The organism is Buchnera aphidicola (Meitanaphis flavogallis) (assembly GCA_039830035.1).
In the GTDB taxonomy this organism is placed as follows: domain Bacteria; phylum Pseudomonadota; class Gammaproteobacteria; order Enterobacterales; family Enterobacteriaceae; genus Buchnera_B; species Buchnera_B aphidicola_AZ.
Genome location: CP140038.1, coordinates 242,831 through 267,228 on the forward strand (window position 1 = coordinate 242,831; position 24,398 = coordinate 267,228).

The window sequence follows — 24,398 nt, forward strand, 5'->3', positions numbered from 1 at the left end:
ATAATGTTATTTTTTAAATTATCTTCAAATATAAATTATAAACGTTAGTTTCTGGAGATACTTATGATGCCTGAACGAGAAATTTCAATAATTTCAGATATATCTTGTATGACTGCTAAGTATGAGTCTAATTTATTACTAGTTCCTGATAATTGTACAGTATAATGTAAAGATGTAACGTTTACGATTTTTCCTTGAAAAATATCTGTAATATGTTTTAGTTCTTTTCGAATTATACTAGTTGTACTTTTAATTTTAACTAATATAATTTCTCGTTCTAAATAATTTTCGTATTCTATTTCGGTAACTTTTAAAACATCAATTAATTTATGTAGTTGTTTTTCGATTTGTTCAATTATTTTTTCGTCTCCAATCGTTTGTATTGTCATTTTTGATAAAGATGGATCTTCTGTTGGTGCTACAGTAATGCTGTCTATGTTGTATCCGCGTTGTGAAAACAAACCTACTACTCTTGATAATGCTCCAGATTCGTTTTCTAATAAAATAGATATAATTCTTTTCATAAGATTTATTTTTCTTTTTTCCTTAATAGCATATTATTCATCCCGCCATCTCGAATTTGCATGGGATATACATGTTCTGAAGCATCAATAGCAATATCAACAAAAACTAAATGCCCTTTACTGAGTTCTTCTAGAGATAATTTTAATTTTTTTTCTAGGTCTTTAGGGTGTTGGATGGAAACTCCTATATGACCATAAGACTCAGCTAATTTTACAAAATTTGGAAGTGATTTCATATAAGAATGAGAATGTCGACCTGAATAAATTATATCTTGCCATTGTCTTACCATTCCTAAAGATTTGTTGTTTAAATTCAATATTAATACTGGTAGTTCATATTGCATAGCTGTAGATAGTTCTTGAATATTCATTTGGATACTTCCATCTCCAGTTATACAAATAACAATTTCTTTTGGAAATGCTAGCTTAACGCCTAGCGCTGCTGGTAATCCAAATCCCATAGTTCCTAAACCACCTGAATTAATCCATCTTCTTGGTTTAAAAAAGGGATAATATAATGCTGCAAACATTTGATGTTGTCCAACGTCTGATGTAACGTAAGCTTTTCCTTGAGTGAGTTTCCAGATCGTTTGAATTACGTTTTGTGGTTTTATATTATTGTTGTCTACATCAAAGTGTAAACTATTTATATTTTTCCAATTATGAATTTTTATCCACCACTTTTTTAAACAGCAAAATTCTTGCATAAGTATGTTATTTTTTATGAACTGCAACATTTGTTTTAAGATATTTTTTGCATTTCCTACAATTGGAACATGTGCAGTAATAGTTTTTGATATAGAAGTAGGATCAATATCAATGTGTATAATTGTTGCATCAGGACAATATTTGTTTACATTATTAGTAGTTCTATCATCAAATCTTACTCCAATCGCTAAAATTACATCTGAATGATGCATGGCCATATTAGCTTCGTAGGTGCCATGCATACCCAACATATGTAGATTTTGGGGGTGGTTTCCAGGAAATGCACCTAAAGCCATTAAAGAAGTGGTAACTGGAATATTAAGTGTTTCTGCAAGTTCTTTTAATTCTACATGGCTATTAGAACTAATAACTCCACCTCCTATATATATTACAGGTTGTTTTGCTGTTTTTAAAATGTCGATAGCTTTTTTTATTTGACCTGGATTTCCTTTAATTATGGGATTGTAAGATCTTATGTTAACTTCTTTAGGCCATATATATGGTTTTTTGTTATTGGAATTGAGAATGTCTTTTGGAAGATCGATAACGATTGGGCCTGGTCGACCACTAGATGCTAACCAAAACGCTTTCTTAAAAGTGATAGGAATGTCTTCTGTTTTTTTTACTAAAAAACTATGTTTGACTATTGGTCTCGAAATTCCTATCATGTCACATTCTTGAAATGCATCATATCCTATTAAAGAAGATGCTACTTGTCCTGATATTATTACTATAGGAACAGAATCCATATATGCTGTAGCAATACCTGTTATAGCATTAGTTGCCCCAGGTCCAGAAGTCACTAAAACGACTCCTATCTTTCCAGTAGCTCGTGCATATCCATCAGCCATATGCATTGCTCCTTGTTCGTGGCGAACTAAAATATGTTGAATTTTTTTAGCGGATTTTAGAGAGTCGTATATATCTAATACTGCTCCTCCTGGGTATCCGAAAATATGCTCAATGCCTTGGTCAATCAGTGATTGAATAACCATTTCGGATCCTGATAGAATTTCCATTTTTTCTCCAATTTTTATTTTTTGAATATAAATCGATATGTATATATTATTTTTAATATTGAAATGTTTTTGTGTTTATTATCTATTATTATTGTTAGTTTTAATTTTTTTTAATGTTATTAAATTGTATAACATAAGATATTGTTATTCAAAAAAATAAATGTTTTTAGAAATCTTTTTTTAAAAAAAAATAAAATTTAGGTGAAATCCATGTAAATAATTTAGATCCGTGTTTTTTTATCAAACACACTGCTAATTTTTCTTTAATAGCTAACTGTTTAGCTTTTTCAAATCCTAATATCATTAATCCTGTATCCCATGCATCTGATTCTAATGCTGATTTTGTGATTACACTCACTGAAACTAAATCAGTTTTAGTGGGATACCCTGTAATAGGATCAAGTAAATGCACAATTTTTTTTCCTTTTAGATAATAATAATTTCTATAAGTGCCAGATGTACTAATGGCATGATTTTGTAATTTTACAATCATATGGATGTTAATTTTTTTGTCTGTTGGTTTTTGTATAGCTATTATTTTAGGATTAGAAAAATTGTTTTTACTATGAGTAGTAATTGCTCCTCCAACAGAGATAACAAAATCTTCTATTCCTTTTTTTATAAGTAGTTCTTTTAAATGATCAGCAATGAAACCTTCTCCTAGCGTAGAAAAATCTAATGTTATTTTTTTTATGTTTTTTTTTAAGTAATATTTTTTATTTTTTTTAATAAGTTTTATATTTTTTAATCCTGTGAACAACAATGCATTTTTAATTGTTTTCAATTTAGGAATTTTATTTGGAGGTTTTTTTGGCCCGAAACCCCATATATTGACTAATGTTCCTATAGTAACGTCTAAAGCATAAGATGTTTTTTTTCCTATTAATAATGCTGTTAACATTATTTTGGCAAAGTTTTTGCTAATATGTTGAGGTTTAGTACCGTAATAGTTATTAAATTTTAAAATTTTAGAATTTTTTTCCCAAAAAGATAATTCTTTGTTATCATAATACAATTGTTTATTGATTTCTTTTATTAATTTTTTATTATTCGCGTATGTATTGATAAGATTTATTTGCCATGTTGTTCCCATAGTTTTTCCAGACAAATAAACTGTTTTTGTTTGCTCTTTTTTATATAAATTTATGTATAGAAATATAAGTAAAAAAAAAATATTCTTAAAAACATATTTTCACAATTCCTGTACATACTTTAAAAAAGTTATATTGATGTGGAATATTCATATGTTTTGGAAGCGAATATAATAAAGTTATTTAATTGAAATTATGTAATTATTGATTACAATGGTTATTGTATATTATGCGAGTTTTAATAAAAATTTTCAAAAGTGTTAGTGATATATAAATTTATTTTATACATATTTTTTATGTAAAAGTATTATAATGCATATCATATTACTATATCAAATTAAAATAAAAAAATGTAACTGTGTATGCGTATTTTTATATTAATATTATATAAGTTTTATATTTAGATTAATATTTTATGTATGTTAAAGTTTTTATAGAAAGAAAAACATCGTTGAGTTATATAAAGTATATTTCTAAATTTATAGAGTTCATTGATTTTTCTATTAACATAATTTATTCCATACAATTAAGTAAAATATAATAATTTAGTTTTAATTTTATAATACCTAGTATTAATTAAATTATGAGAAAAAAATGAAAATTAAAGAGTTAGTATTACGCATAGTATCTATATTTACAATTTTAGTTCTAAACTTAGGTTTGTCATGGAATCACCACCAATCATCTTTTCGTGCTATTCCGCGTTTAGAATTTATGAATACCAGTTTAGCGCCGATGATAGAACGAGTAATGCCTTCTGTTGTAAGCATAAACGTTGAAGGTAGTACTGCTATTCATAGTTCTTATATTCCTCCTCATCGATTTCGATCTTTTTTTGGGAATATTTTTCCGTTTTGCCAAACAGAATCTTTATTGAAGAATTCTCCGTTATGCCAAGATGATTTTAATGATGATTCTAATCAAGATAAATTTCGTGCATTAGGATCTGGAGTAATTATTAATTCTAGTAAAGGATATGTGGTTACTAATAATCATGTTGTTGATCATGCTAATAAAATCCAAGTTCAATTGAGCAACGGTAGTCAGTATAACGCTAAAGTTATTGGTAGAGATGCACGCTTCGATATTGCTTTAATTCAATTAGACGAAATTAAGAATTTAAAAGAAATACAGATGTCTGATTCGAATTTATTAAAAGTAGGGGATTATGTTGTTGCTATTGGAAATCCTTATGGATTAGGTGAAACTGTCACGTCAGGAATTATTTCAGCTTTGAATCGTAGTGGATTAAATATTGAACATTATGAAAATTTTATTCAAACTGACGCAGCTATTAATAGAGGTAATTCTGGAGGAGCATTAATTAATTTACAAGGAGAATTAATTGGAATCAATACTGCTATTTTAGCTCCAGATGGTGGAAACATAGGTATAGGATTTGCGATCCCAACTAATATAGTTAAAAGTTTGACTAATCAGATGATAGCTTATGGTCAAGTTCATCGTAATGAATTAGGAATTATGGGTATTGAACTTAATTCTGATTTAGCAAAAGTAATGAAATTAAATGTGCATAGAGGAGCTTTTGTTAGTCGAGTTTTACTAAAATCATCAGCTGATGTTGCAGGGATAAAGCCTGGAGATGTGATCGTTTCTTTAAATAAAAAACCTGTTTTTAGTTTTTTAGCATTACGTGCTGAAGTAGCTTCTTTGCCGGTAAATACAAAAATGGAGTTAGGTTTATTAAGAAGTGGAAATTTACAGTCTGTCGTAGTGGAGTTAAAACCGTATATAACAAATAAAGTGTATTCTTCAGATTTATGCCTTGATATAGCAGGAGCTGAATTAAGTGATTTTTACTTAAATGGACAAAAAAAAGGAATTTATGTTGAATATGTTGAAAAAAATACAGCAGCTTTTCGCATAGGCTTAAGAAAAAACGATATTATCATTGATATTAATAAAAATCCTATATCTTCTTTAGAAGATTTTCGAAAATTACTCCGTATGAAACCAGAAGCATTAGTTTTTCATGTTAAGCGTGGTAATGAAATGATATATTTAGTTACGAGAGATTAAATTAGCGTAACCTACCTAGAGAAATAATAAATATGTTATATTTTTTAGGTAGGTTTTTATTTAAAAAAATTATTAGATTTTTTCAGAAATGAATTTTATAGAATTTTAATTAACATTTCTCAAAATTTTATTAATTTCAGTTTTTTTTAATGTTTTTTCGTCTACATTTTTTACGATAACAGCGCAGTAGAGATTGTAATCTTTGTTTTTAGATGGCAAACTTCCTGGAACTACTACAGATCCTTTTGGAATTCTTCCATAAGAAATAGTTTTATTTTGTCTATCGTAAATTTTAGTACTTTGACCGATATAAACACCCATTGAAATTACTGATCCTGATTCGATAATTACTCCTTCAACAATTTCTGATCTAGCTCCAATAAAACAGTTATCTTCAATGATGGTTGGATTGTTTTGTAATGGTTCTAGTACACCTCCTATTCCTACTCCACCTGATAAATGTACGTTTTTTCCTATTTGAGCACAAGATCCGACAGTTGCCCATGTGTCTATCATGGTTCCTGAATCAATATATGCTCCGATGTTTATAAAAGAAGGCATTAAAATTGTATTTTTTCCAATAAAAGCACCATATCTGATTGATGCTGGAGGTACTATTCTTACTTTGTCTCGAAAAAAATGTTTTTCTTGGTATTCAGAATATTTCAATTTAATTTTATCATAGTATTGTATTTCATTGTTTTTAATAAGATTATTTTTTTTTATACAAAAATAAAGTAAAATAGCTTGCTTTATCCATTGATGAGTAATCCAGTTGTTTTTAATTTTTTCTGCAATTCTTAATATTCCTTGGTCTAACATGGATATTACTTGATTAATAGCATTGGTAGTAGTGCTATCAATATTTTTAAAATCAATACTGTTTTTATTTTCAAATGTATATTTGATTATTTTTTTTAAGTTTGGCATATGTAGTTATAATTTTATTTATGTTTAAGAAACAGTTAATCATTTAAAAATGTAACGTAAATAATTAATATTTGATAACTTCTGAAGTTTATATATTAATCGCAATTGTTCAATATCTTTGGTATTTTTTCTTCTTTTTGTATTGTTAGTATTTCACATCCTTTTTCATTTACTAAAACAGTATGTTCATATTGTGCAGATAAACTGTTGTCTTGCGTTTTTATTGTCCATCCATCATGCATACATTTTACTTGACTATCCCCTGCATTGACCATTGGTTCTATCGTAAATGTCATACCTGATTTTAATATTACTTTTTTGTTGTCATAATAATTATGATGTAATATTTGAGGATCTTCGTGAAAATTTCTTCCAATTCCATGTCCGCAGTATTCTTTTACTACAGAAAAACTATGTTTTTCTACATGTTTTTGTATTATTATACCAATTTGATTAAGTTGTACTCCTGGTTTTATGGCGTATAACGATAAATACAAGCTTTCCAAGGTTACTTTGCATAATAATTTTCCTAGTTGATTGGGTTTTCCTACAAAAAACATTTTAGATGCGTCTCCATAATATTGATTTTTAATAATTGCAACATCAATATTTATAATATCTCCATTATTTAATTTATCTTTGTGATTAGGAATTCCATGGCAAACAACGTTGTTAACAGAAATACAAATAGATTTTGGAAATCCATTATACCCTAAACAAGCTGGTTTAGCTTGTTGCTTATTTATTATATAATCATGACAAATGGAATCTAATTCTCCTGTAGAAATATTGGGTTCAATATATTGTTCAATCATTTCTAGTACTTCTGCTACAAGTTTTCCTACTACTCGCATCTTTTGTATTTCAATTTCATTTTTAATAGAAATAGTAGTCATAATTTTTTATATGTTTATTTTTTTATAAACATAATTATAAATGTTTTTTGATAAAATATATATCATTAGATAATTATATCTTTTAATATAAGTGTTCCTTGTTTAATAAAAAAATTTATTATTTTCATGTTCAGTACTATTTTAAGTATATTTATCTATATATGTTATTGTATGGATTGAATTATATTAAAAAACTTCTAATAAATAAGATATGACGTAGAGTACATTTTAAAATATTTTTGCAAGAAATCAGTATGCAATGGAATTTTTAATACGTCAGGTTATCTGGTTAATTTATTCACATTCGTTTTGGAGTATTTATGTCTGTTATATCGATAAAAGATATGTTAAAAGCAGGTGTACATTTTGGTCATCAGACTCGTTATTGGAATCCTAAAATGAAATCTTTTATTTTTGGATCAAAAAATAAAGTTCATATTATAAATTTAGAAACAACTTTATTAATGTTTAATATTGCTTTATCTGAATTAAAAAAGATTATATTAAAAAAAGGAAAAATATTATTTGTAGGTACAAAAAAAGCAGCAAGCGCGATAGTTAAAAGTTCTGCGATATCTTGTAAACAATTTTATGTCAATCGTCGTTGGTTAGGTGGAATGTTAACAAATTGGAAAACAGTACGTCAATCCATAAAGTTATTAAAAGATTTAGAACTACAATCTAAAAATGGGACTTTTAACAAATTGACAAAAAAAGAAGCGTTATTACGTATGCGCGAACTGTCGAAGTTAGAAAATAGTTTGGGCGGTATTAAAAATATGGGAAGTTTACCTGACGCATTGTTTGTAATAGACGCGGAGCATGAAAAAATAGCTATAAGAGAAGCAAATAATTTAGAAATTCCGGTATTTTCTATAGTAGATACTAATTCTAATCCTGATGGGATAGATTTTATTATTCCAGGTAACGATGATGCTATTAGAGCAATCAATTTATATCTTAGCATTGTTGTTAAAACTATATTAAAATGTTATTTTCGCGATCAATCGTATGATATAGCATCTAACAACTAAAATAATAAAATCTATATAAGGATGTTTAATGAAAAAAATTACTGCACTTTTAGTAAAAAAATTACGTATCCAAACTGGATCAGGAATACTTGATTGTAAAAAAGCGTTGATAGAAACACAAGGAGATATAGAAAAGTCTGTTGATTTTTTGAGAAAATTAGGTTGTGTAAAAGCGAAACAAAAACAGTCATTTTTTACCTCTTATGGTGTTATATTTATAGGTTCTAATAATAAATGTGCTGCTATGGTAGAATTAAATTGCGAAACTGATTTTGTTACAAAAGAAGATAGTTTTCTTTCTTTTGGAAGAAATATAATACATCGTGCTATTACTTTACGAACAAATGATGATTCATCATTACTGAAAACATTATTTGAAGAAGAAAGAGTACATTTAGTCTCAAAATTGAGTGAAAATATTGTTATTCGTCGCATAGTAATATTGCATGGAACCAATATTAATAGTTATTTACATCATCGTAGAATTGGTGTTTTAATAAAAACTACATCACAAAGTAATCAAGCATTAATGAAAAATATTGCTATGCATGTTGCTTCTAGTAAACCTGAATATCTACGACCTGATTTAATTCCTAGTGCTGTTATAGAACGAGAATACAAAATACAACTAGAGTTAGCTATGCAATCTAATAAGCCTGAATCAATTGTAGAAAAGATAGTAAAAGGACGAATGATTAAATTTTCTAATGAAAAATCATTGTTTGGTCAAAATTTTATTTTTGATCCACAAAAAACCGTGGGTGAAATTGTTATAGAAAATAATATTGATATTGTTTCTTTCGTTCGATTTGAAGTTGGAGAATTAATTTGTAAATAGGATTTTATTAACTATAAGGAGCATGTAATTTAAAATACATAATTAATCGTTTTTATAAACCGCCTAATGGCGGTTAATATACTTCTTTGTTAAAGTAATATAGATTTTGGCAAGCATTATATTCTTAAATTTAATTTAGTAATGAGTTATACATGAAAAAAAAAAATAATAAAGTATTTAAATTTAAACGTATATTAATAAAATTGAGTGGTGAATCTTTACAAGGTAGTAACAAATTTGGAGTAGATGTAGATGCATTAAATTGTATTATAAAAGAAATAAAAGATATTGCGAATTTAGGGATACAAGTAGGTATTGTTGTCGGTGGAGGAAATATATTTCGAGGAAAGAAATTAAAAAATTTTGGTATTAATAAAATTGTTTCTGATAATGTAGGTATGTTATCTACTATTATTAATGGATTGATATTGTGTGATTCCATGAAAAAAATGAATCTTAATGCGCATTTAATGTCTTCAATTCCAATTGGTTCAATATGCGAAATTTATCACTATGAAAAAGCTATAAATTGGTTGAAAAATAGATATGTAGTAATATTTTCTGGAGGTTTAGGAAATCCATGTTTTACTACAGATTCAGCAGCTTGTTTACGAGCAATAGAAATAAAAGCTGATATTATTTTAAAAGGCACTAAAGTTAACGGAGTATATTCTAGTGATCCAAAAAAAAATATTAATCCGGTATTATATAAAACAATAACCTATGATGAAGCATTAACTAAAGAATTGCAAGTTATGGATTTATCTGCTTTTATATTAGCTCGAGATCACAAATTGCCAATTTGTATTTTTAATATATATAATCCAGGGATTTTACGCCGGATTGTACAAGGTAAACGAGAAGGAACGTTGATTAAATTTTAGTAATTTAAACATTACAATATAGATTTTTAAAGATTATATATTTTATATATTAATTTCGTAGATAAATATTTTAAGGGGGCTATTATGGTTGAAAATATTAAAAAAATTACGATAACAAAAATGGATAATTGTATAACTTTATTTATAAATCATCTTAATACGCTATGCATAACTAGAGCATCTCCCTCTATTTTAAGTTCTATTTACATAAATTATTTTGGTAAAAAAGTACAATTGTGTAAAATTTCTAGTATATCTATAGAAAATTTTAATACTTTAAAAATTAATTTATTTGATATTTCTATTAAAAATGATGTAGAAAAAGCTATTAAAAATTCTGAATTAAACTTAAATCCTATTTCTATAGGAAGTGCTATAAAAATAGTACTTCCTATTTTGACAGAAGAAAGAAGAAAAAATTATATAAAATTAGCAAAAAGTGTTGCAGAACAAAGTCGAGTATGTGTTAGAAATATTCGTCGTAATGCTAATGATAAAATAAAGTGTATTTTAAAAGATAAGTTAATTAGTCATGATATAGAACGGAAATTGCAAAACGATATTCAAAACATAACTAATGATTTTATAAAGAAAATTAATCAAATATTGAAAAACAAAGAAAAAGATTTAATTAAAATATAATAAATTTCTTGTATATGCAAATCATATATTTACTATATTGAAATTTCTTAACGTTTATTAATTACTTAATTAAAAATATTTTTATTGAATTCATTTTATTTATATAGTATTGGAATGATATCATGAAAAAATTAGCTATTTTAGGTTCTACAGGATCAATTGGAGTCAATACTTTATTAATTGTTGAAAGAAATCCTCATTTATTTAAAGTTATTGCTTTGTCTGCACATAAAAATGTTAAGGTAATGACGCAGCAGTGCGAACTTTTTTCTCCTGAATGGGCTTCTTTAAAAAATATAAAAGCAGCTAAGGAATTAAAAATACAACTTAAAATTAGAAATATTAAAACTCAAGTACTTTCAGGCAGTAGCGCGGCTTGTAAATTTGCTAGTTTAGAATCGGTAGATTATGTTGTGTCTGCTATTGTTGGTTCTGCAGGTTTAATGTCTACATTACATGCAGTTAAATCTAGAAAAACAGTATTATTAGCAAATAAAGAGTCTCTGGTAATAGGAAATAGTATTTTGATGAGAGAAGTAGTTAACAATAATGCAATATTATTACCTATTGATAGCGAGCACAGTGCTATATTTCAAAGTTTACCTATTGACGTGCAAAAAAGATTGGGATTAGTAAAACTTAGTGAATATGGCATTAAATCTATGATTTTAACAGGATCGGGTGGACCTTTTTTAAATTTTCCATTGCATAAACTAAACAATGTTACTCCTCGTCAAGCTTGTGCGCATCCTACTTGGCGTATGGGAAAAAAAATTTCAGTCGACTCTGCTACTATGATGAATAAAGGATTAGAATATATTGAGGCAAAATTGTTATTTCACGCTTTTGATATTAAAATAGAATTAGTTATTCATCCTCAATCAATTATTCATTCTATGGTGAGGTATTGCGATGGAAATATAATAGCTAATTTATCGATTAATGATATTAAATTGTCTATTTCATATGCTATGTTTTGGCCAGATCGTGTAGTTTCTGGTTTACCTCATTTAGATTTTTCTAAAGTTAAAACGTTATCTTTTTTAGAACCAGATTTTAAAAAATATCCGTGTTTAAAATTAGCGTTAAATGCATTTTTAAGTGGACATGCTTCTACTATCATATTGAATGCTGCAAATGAAGTTGCTGTTTCTGCATTTTTATGTTCAAAAATCAAATTCAACGATATTTATAAAATTATTGATTCTACATTAAATTTGTTATCTTTTTCTAATCCTAAAACTTTTAATGAAATATTAGAAATTGATAAAATAACTCGTATGAGAACACAAAAAATTCTTTCAAATTTTGTAGATAAAATATGACTGCTTGATTATTTTATTCATTTAAATAAGGTTATAGCAAGTTTTATGTCATTAAAACACTTTTTAACTATTAATAAAAATTATAAAAATATTTTACCACAACATGTAGCTATCATAATGGATGGTAATGGGAGATGGGCTAATAAAAAAGGAAGGCTACGAATTTTTGGTCATCAAGCAGGATTAAGAGCAGTTCGACGTGCTGTATCTTTTTCTCTTTTTTATAAATTAAAAGTTCTTACTTTATATGCATTTAGCAGTGAGAATTGGAAGAGACCTTTCTTAGAAATTATGGTATTAATGGAGCTATTTTTTAGTGGTTTGCATAACGAAATTAATAATTTAAATAAACAAAATATTCGTTTAAAGGTAATCGGCGATATTACAAAGTTTAACTCTGTCCTAAGAAAAAAAATTTGTGCTGTAGAAAAATTAACAATAAAAAATGATGGTTTGATATTGAATATTGCAGCTAATTATGGTGGTAAATGGGATATTGTTGAAGCAGTAAAAAAAGTCTTTTTTAGAATTCAAAAACGTTATTTGTTGATTGACGATATTACTGAATCTACTATTTCTAAATATTTATCTATTAGTAATTGTATTCCTATAGATTTGGTAATTCGTACAGGTGGTGAATATCGTTTAAGTAATTTCTTTATTTGGCAAATTGCGTATTCGGAATTATACTTTACTAATATATTTTGGCCTGATTTTAATAGAAATATTTTTGAAAAAGCTATATTTTCGTTTATAAATAGAAAGCGCCGTTTTGGTTCTTTAGATTAATTATTTTATGTAAGTTATTGTGATTACTGCGATATTAATTTGAATATAAAAGTATAATTTTTTATTATGCATGCAAAATTAAAATTTGAATATAATATTTATAAAAAAATATTGTTTAAAATCTTATAAGAATACTTTTTTTATTTATAATAGTAACATTATTATGTATTTTTTGTGATTTTTAAATGTGCAAACTGAAACTTAAAGATATTTTAATGTTATTACCTCATCGAAATCCTTTTATTTTTATTGATAAAATTATAAAATATAAAGAAAAAAAATATATTATTGCAAAAAAATACGTAAAATTAAACGATTTTTTTTTAAAAGGACATTTTCCAAATTTTCCTGTAGTTCCTGGAGTATTAGTTTTAGAGTCCATATTTCAAACAGCGTGTGTTTTGGCATATAAAAGTACTCCTCAATTATGTAAGAGGGAACTATTTTATCTTTCTAGTATTGATTGTACTAAATTTAAAAAAAAGATATTTCCAGGCGAAACAATGACAATTTATGTAGATATTATTACTATCCGTACTCATGCTATTCGCTTTCAAGGAAATGTATTTGTAAAAAATCGAGTTGTATGCAGTACAAAAATGTCTGTCATGAATGATACAAAATTAAAAAAAAATTTTATTTAAATGTTATATTGGAATGTTGAAATGGCAGATCCAAAATTTATTCATCTTCGAATTCATAGTGATTTTTCTATGATCGATGGATTATCCAAACCTAAATTATTAGTCAATCGAGTGGCAAAGTTTGGAATGCCTGCGATGGCTATCACAGATTTTAGTAATTTACATGGCGTTATTAAATTTTATCAAGCAGCATTATATAAAGGAATTAAACCAATTATTGGTGTTGATTTTAATATGTATGTTGATGAATTTTCATTAAATAAATTATCTAAAATTACTTTATTAGCTTCTACTAATACGGGATATAGAAACCTAATTCTATTACTTTCTCGAGCATATCATAGTGGATACGATAGTACTATTGGAATAATAATAAAAAAAACATGGTTAATTGAATATCGTAAAGGTATCATTTTATTGTCAGGTGGTTGTTATGGTGATGTCGGAATCAATATATTGCAAAATAATAAGTTAGCGTTGTATAAAAGTTTATTTTTTTACAATAAGTATTTTAAAAATTTTTATTATTTTGAAATTACACGTAATGGAAAATCTAATGAAGAAGAATATATTGATGAAATAAAATGTTTATCTGTAAAAGAAGGAATACCTTTGGTAGCTACTAATTCTGTTTGTTTTTTAAATGAAAGCGATTTTTCGGTTCATAAAATTCGTGTTTATATTAACCAAAGATATGTAATTAATAATAAAAAAGTTGAGCATGATTATACATCACAGCAATTTTTAAAAAATGAAGTTCAAATGTTAGAGATATTTTCAGATATTCCTGAATCACTTTCGAACAGTGTAGAAATTGCTAAGCGTTGTAATGTAATTTTAAAATTTGATAAACATTTTTTACCAAAATTTCCTATAAGATGTAATAGTATTAATGATTATTTAGTTATTAAAGCAAAAAAAGGATTATTGAAGCGTCTTATTCATTTATATCCGGATAAAAAAATCCGAGATGCTTGTTTAGATAAATATGTTTCTCGTTTATTGTCGGAACTAGACGTGATAAATAAAATGGGATTTCCTGGATATTTTTTAATAGTTATGGAATTTATTAATTGGTCAAAGAAAAATGCAATTCCAGTAGGCCCAGGAAGGGGATCTGGTGCTGGATCTTTAGTATCATACGCTTTGAACATTACTGAATTAGATCCTTTGCGCTTTGATTTGATATTTGAACGATTTCTTAATTTAGAACGTGTTTCAATGCCAGACTTAGATATTGATTTTTGCATGGATAATCGTGATAAAGTCATTGAACATGTTTCTCAAATATATGGACGAGAGTCAGTATCTCAAATTATTACTTTTGGAACTTTGACGGCTAGAGCAGTGATACGAGATGTAGGTCGAGTTCTTGGTTTCCCTTATGGATTCTTGAATCGTATTTCTAAATTAGTTCCATTAGATCCAGGAATAACCTTAAAAAAGGCTCTATCTAATCGATCAGAATTGTTAAAATTGTATCATTCTGATGAAGATGTAAAGGTATTGATTGATATTGCTAAGAAATTAGAAGGAACTACTCGAAATATTGGAAAACATGCTGGAGGATTAGTTATTTCACCTGGGAAGATTACTGACTTTTCTCCATTACATTATGATGAAAATGGTTGCAATCCTATTACTCAATTTGATAAATCAGACATTGAATTAATAGGATTAGTTAAATTTGATTTTCTTGGATTAAAAACGTTAACTATAATAAATAATACAGTAAAAGTAATTAACTATAATTTGTTGATGCGCAAAAAAAATCCAATTGATATTAATTTTATTCCTTTAAATGATAAAAATTGTTTTTATTTTTTACAATCATGCTGCACTATAGGTATTTTTCAATTAGAATCTTATGGAATGAAAGATTTAATTGTCCGTTTGAAACCAGATTGTTTTGACGATTTAGTTGCTTTAATAGCTTTGTTCCGACCAGGACCTTTACAATCAGGAATGGTAGATAATTTTATAAATCGGAAACATGGTAATGAAAAAATTTTTTATCCTGACAAAAAATGGCAACATATATTATTAAAACCCATTTTAACATCAACTTATGGAGTTATATTATATCAAGAACAAGTAATGAAAATTGCGCAGGTATTAGCAAATTATACTTTGGGTAGTGCAGACATTTTACGCCGCGCTATGGAGAAAAAAGATCCTGTTGAGATGAGATATCAAAGAACTATGTTTAAAGAAGGAGCAAAAAAGAATGGAATTAATTCTAAATTGGCAATGAGTATTTTCAATTTATTAGAAAATTTTGCTGGATATGCATTTAATAAATCACATTCTGTTGCTTATTCTTTAATATCATATCAAACTCTATGGTTAAAGTTGTATTATCCAGCTGAATTTATGTCATCTGCTATGAATGCTGATATAGATAATACTGATAAGTTAGTGACATTAATTTATGAATGTAGAAGAATTAAACTAAATATTATTGCTCCTAGTGTTAATAACAGTGATTATTATTTTAGAGTTGATCAATTTGGTAATATTATATATGGGTTAGGCGCAATAAAAGGAATTGGAAAAAATGTTGTTACTGCTATTGTTAAAGCTAGAAAGCGTTATGGTATTTTTTCTGAATTATTTGATTTATGTGTGTATGTTGATTCGTCAAAATTAACAAAAAGAGTGATTGAGAAATTAATTAAATCAGGAAGTTGTGATTGTTTTAAGATAGCAAGATCTATATTAATAAATAATTGCAATAATATTATTCGATCAGCGCATCAATATGTACAATCGAAAAAATCAAAAAAGATAGAATTATTTGGATCTTTACTAGAGGACTTAAAACAAACATATAATGACTCTTCTTTAACTAATATTAATGTTAACAAACGATTAATTCTTGATTGGGAAAGAGATTGTTTAGGATTTTATTTAACTAAACATCCTGTAGATCAATGTTTAGATATATTAAATAAGTATCCGAAATGTATTCGTGTAAAAAATGTAAGTTATTTGAATAATGGCACAGATGTTATAATTTTGGGTATGATTACTGAATTAAAACTCACAATAACAAAAAAAAATAAAAAAATGATGGTTTTCTTTTTAGAAGATTATTTTTCTCGACTTGATGTCATAGTATTTAATGCCATTTTAGATAGGTATAAACTTAATTTAAATAATGATTCGGTAGTGATTGTTTTTGGTTGTGTTAAAGTTAACTCAGTGAATAAGAAATGCGTAATATTAGCAAATCGAATTTTAAGTTTAAGTAGCATAATAGTATAACAAGTTATTTTTTTTTTATTTATGTTATTTTTAAAACGGTAAATGTTAATTGTAAATGTTTTGGTATATGTATATGTTTTAGTTTATGAAATTGGATTATGTTGTTTATTTAATTTTTTCGAATGCAAATGATAATTTTATTGTATTGAGAGTAGTTAAGTAAAACAACTATTAGTGGAATATTTTTTAAGAAAATATTTAAATGAAGTATGTGATTATGTTAAAGTTTTTTAAAAAAAGTTATTGTTTATTTTATGGTTAAATTTTTTATTAAAAAAATAAAATAATTTAACCATGTTATGTTATGATTTTTTTATTGTTTTTATCATGAATTGAATTATTTCATTTTTAGAAATAATTTTTTTTGTACCATTATATCTATTATGGTATTCTACTTTATTATTTTTTATTAAATTTTCACTAATTACGATACTATAAGGTATACCGATAAGTTCCATTTCAGAAAACATGGTTCCAGGATGTTCATTTCTATCGTCTAACATAGTTGTAATTTTATGATTTTTTAAAATTTGATAAATAATTTGTGATTCATTTTGTATTATTTTAGATTTATAAAAATTGATAGGTATAATAGCTATTTGAAATGGGGCAATAGAAATAGGCCAAATAATACCTTTCTTATCGTTGTTTTGTTCAATTATAGCTGCTATAGTCCGTGTAATGCCAATTCCATAACATCCCATCTTTAAAAATTTTTTATATCCAGTATGATCTTGAACTTGAGCTCCTATTGCCTGAGAATATTTATCTCCTAATTGAAAAATGTGACCTATTTCAATACTTTTTTTAATTTTTAATGTTCCTATACCATCAGGACTAGTGTCTCCTTCTACAGCGTTTCTAATATCGAAGCTTTTTGGAATAGAAAGATGTTGATTCCAATTAACATTATTAAAATATTTTCCTGTAGTATTTGATCCAATGGTAAAATTTTTAAGAGAAATTACTGAAAAATCAGCTATGATAGGTAAATTTAAACCAATTGGTCCTAGAAATTTTAGTGTAGTTCCAGTTATATTTGATATTTCTTTTTGAGAAGCAAAAACTACAGGATTAGATATGAAATCTATATTAGAAATTTTTTTTACATTAATGTCATGATCTCCTCTAATTAATATTGCTATAAAGTTATGTTCTTGGTTTTTTTTTAGTTTTACTAAAATTGTTTTAATGGTATTTTCTTTTAGTGAATAACATTTTTTTGAGTGATACAGAAGAGTTGATGGAATATTTATTTGTTTTAAAATTTTTAATGATTGACATTTATTAGCGCTTGTTTTGTAAGTAGCTACTTGTATGTTAGCTGCATAATTTGATTTAGTTGATAATACAATGCTATCTTCTCCATTCTTACTTAATGCTTGAAATTCATGCGATTGGTTTCCTCCCATAGAGTTCGAATCAGCTTCTACAATATGAAATTTCAATTTCATATTTGAAAATATGTTTTTATAAGCGTTATACATTGAATTATAAGTATTATTTAATGATAATGAATTTATGTGAAAAGAATATGCGTCTTTCATAATAAATTCTCGAGATCTTATCACTCCACAACGAGGTCGAATTTCATCTCGAAATTTTGTTTGAATTTGATATAGTAGTAGTGGTAGTTGTTTATATGATTGTAATTCGTTTTTAATTAGATTGGTGATTATTTCTTCATGAGTAGGTCCTAGTATAAATTTATTATTTTTACGATCTAAGATTTCAAATAGTTCTTTTCCATAAATTTTCTTACGGTTACTTAGATTCCATAAAAATTCAGATTGTAATATTGGCATTTTAATTTCTAATGCATGTATTTTTTGCATTTCAGTTCTTATTATTTTATATGTGTTTTTTAGTATTCGTAATCCTGTAGGTAGCCAAGTATATATACCTGAAGAATTTTGCCGAATCATTCCAGATCGTAACATGAGTTTATGACTAATACTATCTGTATGTTTAGGATTTTCTTTTAGTGTTAAAAATAGATATTTTTTAGCGCGCATTTATTTTAATTCTCAAATAAAATAATATTTATAATATATTTTAAACGTTATTTAAAATTTATGTTGATTTCGAATGCTTAATTTTTTATTTTTTTGATATTGTTATGTTTAAAAACTTTTTATTTGTATATTTATAATTTCATTATGTAAAATAATTGAAAATAGTTTTTATATTTATGTAAGTATATATTATATATAAAATAAATTATTGAATAACACGAGGTAGTTATTGTGGGTGGTGATAATAATGAAGAAAAAACTGAACAGCCAACGAGTCATAAGTTAAAAGAAGCGAAAAAACAAGGTAATAAAAGACATTTTCGTGAATTAAATTCATTATTAATTTTGGTTAGTGCTTTAATGATATTTTGGTTCAAAAAAAAGGATATAGTAATTTCGTTCGAAAAAATAATGCGTTATAGTTTAGTTTTTGATCATGATTCTCTTAGACAAAAGTATATTTTTAATGTTGATTCCTTTTTTCATTTGTTTGAAATAATTTTTTTTCCTATGTTTTTGACTACGTTGTTATCAATAATTTGTAGTAATTTTAATTTTCATATACAGTTTTTGAGAGTCAATTTTAGTAAATTAAATCCTTTAGCAGGTTTTAAAAAACTGTTTTCAAGTCAAATTATTTTAGAATTATTTAAAACAATATTAAAGGTATTTTTAGTTGGTTATGTTGTTTATTTTCATATTTCTTATTTTTTTTTACAATCGTTAAATTTTATAAATAAGAATGTTTTTTTTGTTTTGCAAGATAGTTTTTTTACAATTTTTTTGTGTATTTTAATTATTTTAGTTACTATAATTCCCATTGTTGTGTTTGATGTATTTTGGGAAAGATATAATCATTATAAGCAACTTAGAATGACTCGGCAAGAGGTAAGAGATGAATTTACAAGAACAGAGGGAAATCCTCATATTAAATCTCATATCCGTAGAATGATGCGAGAAATAGCACGTCGTCGTATGTTGTCGAATGTTTCGAAATCTGATGTAATTATTATCAATCCTGTGCATTATGCTATTGCGTTGCAATATAATGAGAAAAGTATGAAAGCACCGAAAATATTAGCAAAAGGATCTGGTGAACTCGCTCTAAAAATTCAAAAAATAGGAAATAAACATTCTATTCCTGTTCTTTTTTCATCTTCACTTGCCCGTGTATTATATCATTATACTGACATTGGACAGTACATACCTAATAAATTGTATACAGCTGTTGCAGAAGTATTGGCATGGGTGTGGAAAATTAGAAGTTGGAGAAAAGAAGGAGGAATTTTTCCTAAACAACCTAATAACTTTTTTATTCCTTTAGAATTACGTACTTTAGGAGAGGATAAAAATTAATGATTCGTGCTTTTTCATTATCAAACATCTTAAAACAACTAAAATCAATTCAATGGCAAGTATTATCTGGTCCTGTATTAATTTTAATTATTTTGTCAATGATGGTGTTACCCTTAGCTCCATTCGTTTTAGATTTATTTTTTACTTTTAATATAGCTTTGTCAATTGTAATATTATTAGTTGCTATGTTTACAGTTCATACATTAGAATTTACTGCTTTTCCTATAATTTTATTGTTTTCTACATTATTGCGTTTAGCTTTAAACATTGCGTCTACAAGAATTATTTTATTGAATGGACATATAGGATCTTATTCTGCTGGAAATGTAATACACGCATTTGGTCAGTTTTTAGTTGGTGGAAATTTTGCAATAGGTATTGTGGTATTTATTATTTTAGTAATCATAAATTTTATGGTTATTACAAAAGGAGCTGGAAGAATTGCGGAAGTAGGTGCGAGATTTATATTAGATGGAATGCCTGGAAAACAAATGGCAATTGATGCTGATTTGAATGCAGGTTTAATAGGAGAAGAGCAAGCTAAAAATCGTAGATTAGAAATTACGCAAGAAGCTGACTTTTACGGTTCAATGGATGGAGCAAGTAAATTTGTTAGAGGTGATGCTATAGCAGGAATATTAATTATGGGAATTAATGTTATTGGTGGATTAATTATTGGTATACTACAGCATGGTATGCCATTTGCAAAAGCAGCAGAAGTATATACTATGTTAACGATAGGAGATGGATTAGTAGCTCAAATTCCTGCGTTAGTAATTTCTACAGCTTCTGGTGTCATTGTCACTCGTGTTAGTACAGATCAAAATGTTAGTGAACAAATGATTAGTCAACTGTTTTATAATCCTAAGGTAGCATTACTTAGTGGAATTGTTTTAGGAGTTCTTGGATTAGTTCCTGGTATGCCGAACATAATTTTTTTACTATTTACTAGTTTATTATTCATGTTGTCTTGGTTGTTATATAAAAACCCTTCAAAGTTTGAACAATTATCATTAAAAAAGAGTAAGGAAAATGTTTTTGATTATGCTAAAGATGCTACTTGGAATGATGTAAAATTAGAAGATTCTATAAGAATTGAGTTAGGTAGTCATCTTGTATCAATGATAACCAGCAAAACAGAAGATAATTTATTGAATAAGATTCGACGCATACGAAAAAAATGTGCTAAAGAAATCGGATTTCTACCCCCATTCATTCATATTAGAAATAATATTTATTTACCTCAAAACACTTACCGTATATTGATTAAGGGTATTGAAGCAGGAAAAGGAATAATCAAATATGGTTATTTTTTAGCCATTGATTCAAAAAATGTGTTAGAGGCATTACCAGTAGAAGAAACTACTGATCCTACTTTTAATTTTCGCGCGTTTTGGATTGATCGATCTTTACTTAATCAAGCAAAATACAAGGGTTATAATGTTGTTCAAGACAGTACTGTAATTGCAACCCATCTTAATCAGATTATTTTAAATAATGCCAGCAAATTGTTTGGAAGACAAGAAGCTCAATACTTGTTAGATTATGTTGGCAAATATTTTCCAAAACTTGTTGAAGATTTAACTCCAAACGTAATTAGTTTAACAACATTTCATAAAGTTATTCAGAACTTATTGTTGGAAAGTGTTCCTATTAGTGATATGCAAACTATTTTAGAAACTTTAATAATTAATTCTACTTCTTATCAGAATGATGCATTGGCGCTAACTAGCTTAGTTCGTATTGCTTTACAAAAATTGATTGTTCAAAAAGTATTTAAAAATAATGAACTGAAAGTGATAGGTTTAGGTGTCAAGTTGGAACAAATATTATTACAAACTTTTCAAGATGAAAGTAATAGTAGTGGTGTCTTGGAACCTGGGTTATATAACTTTTTTTTGAAAGAGCTAAAAAAAGTAATTGACAATCAGGCATCGCTGAGTGATTCTATGGTGCTTTTAGTTCATCATAAATTACGTATATATTTATCAAAAATATTATTAAAAATATTTCCAAATTTGGTGATTTTGTCTAATTTAGAATTAGAAGAAAATGATAAAAAAATACATATTACTAATATTGTAGGATCTTAATTAAGTTTATTTTCCTTTATTTCATTTTTTATATTTATAATAATACTGGCATATTTATAATTGAATTTGTTTTTTAGTGGTACATATTTAGGTTTATGTATCACTCTGTTTGTATATATAATAATGTAATATATTATTAATTTTAATAATATTAATACATATTAAAATATCACAATTATATATTAAATAGTTAAATTTTTTCTTTATTTACATATAGTTTGTTGTGGAAATACCAATAATATTTAAACTTTTTTTTATTGTTTTTGCAGTTAAAGACGATAAAATTAGTCTACTATTACGAATTTCGATGTTTTTAGAAAATAGGATAGAACATGTTTCATAAAAACTTGAAAATATTGTAGATAGTTCATATACGTAATTACACAGTATATGTGGCATGCCTTTATTAGATGTTTCTAAGATGATCTCTTCAAATTGCAGTAATTTTAATCCTAGCTGTTTTTCGCATTGTTCTTTTAATTGAATTTTTCCTTTTATGCGAAACATTGAAATATTTAATTTTTTAAATATTGATAATATTCGAGTATATGCATATTGTATGTAAGGAGCTGTATTACCATTTAACGACAAAACATTATCCCAATTAAAAATGTAATTAGTAGATCTATTTTTAGACAAATCGAAATATTTTACTGCTCCAATACCTATTTTTTTAGCCAAAAAATATAATTTATTAGTGGAAAGTTTAGGGTTTTTTTGTTTTGTAATAATTTTAGCTCTTTTTATTGACTCGTTTAATAAGTCAGACAATTTTATATTATCTCCAGATCGAGTTTTAAAAGGACGTTTGTTTTTAGATAATATCATGCCAAACATATGATGTTCTACTATTGGATGATTTGGAATATATCCAGCTAATTTTCCTATTTCTATTATTTGTAGTAAATATTGATGTTGACGAACATCGGTATAATATAATATTTTATCAGCATGAAGAATTTCGCAACGATATTTCAAACATGCTAAATCAACAGTAGCATAAAGAAATGCTCCGTCTTTTTTTTGGACAACAACACCAAGCGGTTCTCCATTTCTATTCTTAAAATTGTTTAATAATACTATTGTTGCGCCGTGACATTTTATTGCGATCTTTTTTTTTCTGAGATCATTTACGATTTCAGGTAGCATATTTCTATAAAAACTTTCTCCTACAATATGTTTTTTAGTTAAAGTTACGTTCAATTTTTTATAAATTTTTTCATTATTTTTAATAGTAGCTTCAACAATTTTTTTCCAGATATTTATATAAAATTGATCTTCAGATTGTAATTTTAAAGTATATTCTTTCACTTTTTTTGAAAACATCTTATCGTTTTCATATTTTATTTTTGATTTTTGATAAATCTTATTAAAATTTATATTTTTTATGGTTATTGTTTTTTTTTGTTCTTTTAAGTAAGCTAGTATCATTCCAAATTGTGTTCCCCAATCTCCGATATGACTTGTTCTTATAACATTATATCCGAGAAATTCCATTATTCTAGCTGTAGCATCTCCTATTATTGTTGAACGTAAGTGCCCTACATGCATTTCTTTAGCTATGTTGGGAGATGAATAGTCTATAACAATGTTTTTAGATTTTACGCGTTTAATACCTAATCGTGTCGATTTCATTTTTTTTTCTAACATCTCAATTATCCATTTGTTATTCAAAAAGATATTAATAAATCCAGGTTTAGAAACGTAAATTTTGTGATATATTTTATGAATATTGATGTTACAAGCTATTTTTTTTGCAAGATTATAAGAATTTATGTTTAACGTTGCAGCTATTTTAATTATTCCATTTATTTGATAATCCCATGGTTTTTTTTGATGAGTACTATTAATTAAAAGATTATTAGTGTTGTTTATTTTGTTTTCTATTAAAGCTTGAATCACGTGTTGTTCTAATATTAATTTTATATTCATGTTGGTTTTATTTTATTTTTTTTTGTAATATTTGAATTTTTTAGAATAAGTTATTTTTTTCTGTAAAGTTATGTATATTTTAATATTTAGAAAAAATAGATGTAACAATAAGTAATTAAATAATATTATTTGCACTATATCAATTTTTTATTTCTTTTTCGAGGTTATTAATAGTAATTATATAAATTATATACGCAAAATATTTAAATTTGTATGTAAAGTTGTTGACAAGATATATAAAAAATGTAATTATATAAAAAGTTAAAAAGTTAAAAGTAATGCTCTTTAAAAAAATATTAGAAAATTTGTGTGGACACACCAAAACTTAAGATTAAAATTATTTTAATGTTTTTATTTATTAAAAAATAATT

General features: G+C 26.2%; 18 protein-coding genes. 11 read left to right on the forward strand and 7 right to left on the reverse strand.

The window, feature by feature from the left end; translation table 11 throughout:
- Positions 1–44 precede the first annotated feature (44 nt).
- From ilvN to U0T59_01055, 3 genes are all read right to left on the reverse strand, one after another.
- Complete coding sequence (gene ilvN, locus U0T59_01045; GenBank protein ID XBC43510.1) at positions 45–524, reverse strand: acetolactate synthase small subunit; 480 nt, start codon at positions 522–524, stop codon at positions 45–47.
- Between the two features lie 5 nt (positions 525–529).
- Positions 530–2,251 (reverse strand): biosynthetic-type acetolactate synthase large subunit, encoded by a 1,722-nt coding sequence (gene ilvB / locus U0T59_01050; protein ID XBC43511.1) that lies wholly within the window; start codon positions 2,249–2,251, stop codon positions 530–532.
- 166 nt (positions 2,252–2,417) lie between these two features.
- A complete protein-coding gene (locus tag U0T59_01055) occupies positions 2,418–3,359 on the reverse strand; it encodes an FAD:protein FMN transferase (GenBank protein ID XBC43512.1) in 942 nt (313 codons plus the stop codon).
- A gap of 577 nt (positions 3,360–3,936) precedes the next feature.
- On the opposite strand from U0T59_01055, the gene U0T59_01060 reads away from it, so the two are divergent.
- Positions 3,937–5,382 (forward strand): Do family serine endopeptidase, encoded by a 1,446-nt coding sequence (locus U0T59_01060; GenBank protein XBC43513.1) that lies wholly within the window; start codon positions 3,937–3,939, stop codon positions 5,380–5,382.
- Between the two features lie 105 nt (positions 5,383–5,487).
- Here U0T59_01060 and dapD read toward each other — a convergent pair whose 3' ends face one another.
- Both dapD and map read right to left on the reverse strand, forming a co-directional pair.
- Positions 5,488–6,312: a 2,3,4,5-tetrahydropyridine-2,6-dicarboxylate N-succinyltransferase gene (gene dapD / locus U0T59_01065; protein ID XBC43514.1), complete on the reverse strand. Its 825-nt coding sequence runs from the start codon at positions 6,310–6,312 to the stop codon at positions 5,488–5,490.
- A gap of 95 nt (positions 6,313–6,407) precedes the next feature.
- Complete coding sequence (map, locus tag U0T59_01070; protein XBC43515.1) at positions 6,408–7,208, reverse strand: type I methionyl aminopeptidase; 801 nt, start codon at positions 7,206–7,208, stop codon at positions 6,408–6,410.
- A 320-nt stretch (positions 7,209–7,528) separates the two neighbouring features.
- Between map and rpsB the strand changes: the two genes are divergently transcribed.
- From rpsB to dnaE, 8 genes are all read left to right on the forward strand, one after another.
- Positions 7,529–8,242: a 30S ribosomal protein S2 gene (gene rpsB / locus U0T59_01075; protein XBC43516.1), complete on the forward strand. Its 714-nt coding sequence runs from the start codon at positions 7,529–7,531 to the stop codon at positions 8,240–8,242.
- Between the two features lie 28 nt (positions 8,243–8,270).
- Positions 8,271–9,080: a translation elongation factor Ts gene (gene tsf / locus U0T59_01080; protein ID XBC43517.1), complete on the forward strand. Its 810-nt coding sequence runs from the start codon at positions 8,271–8,273 to the stop codon at positions 9,078–9,080.
- A 152-nt stretch (positions 9,081–9,232) separates the two neighbouring features.
- Entirely contained in the window at positions 9,233–9,964 is a 732-nt protein-coding gene (pyrH, locus tag U0T59_01085) for a UMP kinase (protein ID XBC43518.1), read from the forward strand.
- 84 nt (positions 9,965–10,048) lie between these two features.
- Positions 10,049–10,606 carry a ribosome recycling factor gene (gene frr, locus U0T59_01090; GenBank protein ID XBC43519.1) on the forward strand — a complete coding sequence of 186 codons (558 nt, stop codon included), beginning with the start codon at positions 10,049–10,051 and terminating at the stop codon, positions 10,604–10,606.
- A gap of 122 nt (positions 10,607–10,728) precedes the next feature.
- A complete protein-coding gene (ispC, locus tag U0T59_01095; protein ID XBC43520.1) occupies positions 10,729–11,931 on the forward strand; it encodes a 1-deoxy-D-xylulose-5-phosphate reductoisomerase in 1,203 nt (400 codons plus the stop codon).
- A gap of 45 nt (positions 11,932–11,976) precedes the next feature.
- The gene (gene uppS, locus U0T59_01100; GenBank protein ID XBC43521.1) at positions 11,977–12,720 is read left to right on the forward strand and encodes a polyprenyl diphosphate synthase; all 744 of its coding nucleotides are present in this window, start codon (positions 11,977–11,979) and stop codon (positions 12,718–12,720) included.
- Positions 12,721–12,905: 185 nt separating this feature from the next.
- The gene (gene fabZ / locus U0T59_01105; protein XBC43522.1) at positions 12,906–13,364 is read left to right on the forward strand and encodes a 3-hydroxyacyl-ACP dehydratase FabZ; all 459 of its coding nucleotides are present in this window, start codon (positions 12,906–12,908) and stop codon (positions 13,362–13,364) included.
- Positions 13,365–13,385: 21 nt separating this feature from the next.
- On the forward strand, positions 13,386–16,631 hold the full coding sequence (gene dnaE / locus U0T59_01110) for a DNA polymerase III subunit alpha (GenBank protein ID XBC43523.1): 3,246 nt from the start codon (positions 13,386–13,388) through the stop codon (positions 16,629–16,631).
- Positions 16,632–16,933: 302 nt separating this feature from the next.
- Here the strand turns inward: dnaE and U0T59_01115 are convergent, their stop codons facing one another.
- Positions 16,934–18,646, reverse strand: coding sequence for a proline--tRNA ligase (locus U0T59_01115; GenBank protein XBC43524.1), 1,713 nt, complete (start codon positions 18,644–18,646; stop codon positions 16,934–16,936).
- Between the two features lie 231 nt (positions 18,647–18,877).
- Between U0T59_01115 and flhB the strand changes: the two genes are divergently transcribed.
- Entirely contained in the window at positions 18,878–20,002 is a 1,125-nt protein-coding gene (gene flhB / locus U0T59_01120; protein XBC43525.1) for a flagellar biosynthesis protein FlhB, read from the forward strand.
- Complete coding sequence (flhA, locus tag U0T59_01125; GenBank protein ID XBC43526.1) at positions 20,002–22,095, forward strand: flagellar biosynthesis protein FlhA; 2,094 nt, start codon at positions 20,002–20,004, stop codon at positions 22,093–22,095. The genes flhB and flhA overlap by 1 nt, the downstream gene beginning before the upstream one ends.
- A 207-nt stretch (positions 22,096–22,302) precedes the next feature.
- Here the strand turns inward: flhA and argS are convergent, their stop codons facing one another.
- Positions 22,303–24,027 carry an arginine--tRNA ligase gene (argS, locus tag U0T59_01130; GenBank protein ID XBC43527.1) on the reverse strand — a complete coding sequence of 575 codons (1,725 nt, stop codon included), beginning with the start codon at positions 24,025–24,027 and terminating at the stop codon, positions 22,303–22,305.
- Positions 24,028–24,398 lie beyond the last annotated feature (371 nt).